General features: G+C 65.5%; 3 protein-coding genes. All 3 read right to left on the reverse strand.

Annotated features, from left to right (window positions below):
• Positions 1 to 160: 160 nt before the first annotated feature.
• From BRAS3809_RS25260 to BRAS3809_RS25270, 3 genes are read right to left on the reverse strand one after another with little or no spacing between them, the layout of a single operon-like run.
• On the reverse strand, positions 161 to 640 hold the full coding sequence (locus tag BRAS3809_RS25260) for a DUF3237 domain-containing protein (protein ID WP_008964864.1): 480 nt from the start codon (positions 638 to 640) through the stop codon (positions 161 to 163).
• Entirely contained in the window at positions 640 to 1956 is a 1317-nt protein-coding gene (locus tag BRAS3809_RS25265; protein WP_008964865.1) for a TRAP transporter large permease, read from the reverse strand. The genes BRAS3809_RS25260 and BRAS3809_RS25265 overlap by 1 nt, the downstream gene beginning before the upstream one ends.
• A gap of 6 nt (positions 1957 to 1962) precedes the next feature.
• The gene (locus tag BRAS3809_RS25270; protein WP_008964866.1) at positions 1963 to 2472 is read right to left on the reverse strand and encodes a TRAP transporter small permease; all 510 of its coding nucleotides are present in this window, start codon (positions 2470 to 2472) and stop codon (positions 1963 to 1965) included.
• Positions 2473 to 2538 lie beyond the last annotated feature (66 nt).

Raw genomic sequence — 2538 nt, forward strand, 5'->3', positions numbered from 1 at the left:
TCCTTCGAGACGCCCGCCTCCGGCGGGCTCCTCAGGACGAGGGCTCATTTCACGGCAAGATCTCAACCCTCATGGTGAGGAGCGCCGCTCGCGGCGCGTCTCGAACCATGAGGCCCCGACGGCACCAGCCTGGGCGCGATCGCGCCGCATGCGAGAGGGCCTACAGCACCACATGCACGTCGATGATGACGCGATCCGCGTGCCGCGCCGCCGAGCCGACGAAGACGTGCTCCATCAGCCAGCGATACTTCTCGTGGCCGGTCTCGAAGCGCGGGTGGGTGCGGAAGTAGATCAGCGCGGGATCGACGGGCTCGCCGCGCTTGAGCTTCTGCAGGAGGTCGACCGGCCCGAAGCGGATGCCGCGGTTCTCGACATAGATGGTGGCGCCGTCGTCGGTCTCGAAGCCGTATTTGGCTTCGAGGTCGATCAGCTCGTTCGGCCGGATCACCTGGAAATCGGCGCCGAAATTGCAGATCCGGCCGCTGACGCCCTCGCCGTTCAGGCCGGGTCCCTTCACCTCGCCGCCATGGATCGGGATGATCCGGCGCACGCCGATGCCGGTCTCGCCGGCCGATGTGACGGCGCCGATCATGACGGTGAGGGTGAAGACGTAGCGGGTCTGAAGGATGGGGGTCGTCATCAGCGGGCCATCTGTTGCGGAAGCCAGGTCGCGAGCAGCGGGAAGGCGATCAGGATCACCAGGCGGATCAGGTCGGTGGCGACGAAGGGCAGCACGCCCTTGAAGATGGTGGAGAACGACACGTCCTTCACCACGCTCTTGATCACGAACACGTTCATGCCGACCGGCGGATGGATCAGGCCGAGCTCGACGGTCATCACGATGATGACGCCGAACCAGATCGGATCGAAGCCGAGATGCGAGATCACCGGGAAGATGATCGGCACGGTGAGGATGATCATCGCCATGGCGTCCATCAGGCAGCCGAGCACGAGATACATCACCATGATCAGCGCCAGCACGCCGTAGGGCCCGAGGCCGAGGCCGGTGAGGAATTCCGTGACCTTCTGCGGCGTCTGCGTCACCGTCAGGAAGTAGCCGAAGATCAGCGCGCCGATCAGCACGGTGAACACGGCGGCCGCGGTGCGCGTCGCCTGCAGCAGCGAGGCCAGGATCTTGTCCTTGTCGAGCCGGCCGGTGAACACGCCGATCAGGAACGCGCCGGTGGCGCCGACACCGCCGGCCTCGGTCGGCGTGAAGCGGGGCAGGAACGGAAGACCGTAGAGGCCGCCGATCACGAACAGGAACAGCAGCATCGGCGCCCAGATGCCCTTGAGGCCCCTGATGCGCTCGGACCATGGCGGCGCCTCGCCCTTCGGCAGGAAGTCCGGCCTGACCTTGCCGATCACCGTGATGGTGATCATGTACATGGTCATCGCCAGGAGGCCCGGGATGATGCCGGCGATGAACAGCTTGCCGATGTCCTGCTCGGTGATGATGCCGTAGACGGCAAGCACCGTGGATGGCGGCAGCATCGCCCCTAACGTGCCGCCGGCGGCGATGACGCCGGTGGCGAAGGATTGCGGGTAGCCGAAGCGGCGCATCTCCGGATAGGCCACCGCCGAGAAGGTCGCGGCGGTCGCGACCGACGAGCCGCAGATCGCGGCGAAGCCGCCGCAGGCGGCGACGGTGGCGATGCCGAGGCCGCCGCGCAGATGCCCGACGAAGCCGTTGGCGGCGCGGAACAGCTCGCGGCTCATGCCGGAGTTGGACACGAACGTTCCCATCAAGAGGAACATCGGGATCACGCCGAACGTGTAGTCGGTGACCGTGCGCATCGAGGTCTGGCCGACCAGCTTCAGCGCCGCCGTGCCGTTGACGAGATAGGCGAAGCCGGAGACGCCGACGAGCCCCATCGCCATGCCGACGGGCACGCGCAGCAGCATCAGGGCGAACAGCGAAACGAAGCCGATGACGGCGACCGCATCCGTGCTCATGCGGCGCTACTCCGTGGGCTTGACGTGAGGGTCATGAATCTCCTCGGGATGGAAGATCAGGCGATAGGTCCGGATGGCGATCAAGAGCACGGCCGAGACGTCGCCGATCCAGGCAATGGCGAAGAACGGCCAGGTCGGCATGTGCAGGTCGTAGGTGAGGACGTTGTCCTCATAGGTGCCGCGCACCTTGTCGAACAGGGTCCAGGTCTGCACCGTGACGACGAAGAGCAGCACCAGCGTCGCGAAGATGTCGATCCAGCGCTGCTGGCGCGGGCCGACATTGCCCCAGACGAGATCGACCGTGATGTGGGTGCCGCGATACGATGTCGCGGCGATGCCCCAGAAGATCAGGATGCCGAGCAGCATGCGCCCGATATCGAAGGAATCGGGGATCGCGTAGTTGAAGGTGTTGCGGAGCAGCACCGACAGGAAGATGTCGAGCGCGACGATGCCGACGAAGAACGCGGCGATCCACTCGATGGCGTCGATGATCCGGTCCATGTAGGCGCGCTGCATGGCGTGTCCGTTCTCAAGTCAAACGTCTGAGAGATCAAAGCGAGCTGCTGCGCAGCAGGCAGTGGG

It is taken from the genome of Bradyrhizobium sp. STM 3809, from assembly GCF_000239795.1.
Taxonomy (GTDB): domain Bacteria; phylum Pseudomonadota; class Alphaproteobacteria; order Rhizobiales; family Xanthobacteraceae; genus Bradyrhizobium.

Excerpts from the sequence above, each read along its gene's own strand:
- BRAS3809_RS25260 (WP_008964864.1), bottom strand. The coding sequence starts at position 640 with ATGACGACCCCCATCCTTCAGACCCGCTACGTCTTCACCCTCACCGTC.
- BRAS3809_RS25265 (WP_008964865.1), bottom strand. The coding sequence starts at position 1,956 with ATGAGCACGGATGCGGTCGCCGTCATCGGCTTCGTTTCGCTGTTCGCC.
- BRAS3809_RS25270 (WP_008964866.1), bottom strand. The coding sequence starts at position 2,472 with ATGCAGCGCGCCTACATGGACCGGATCATCGACGCCATCGAGTGGATC.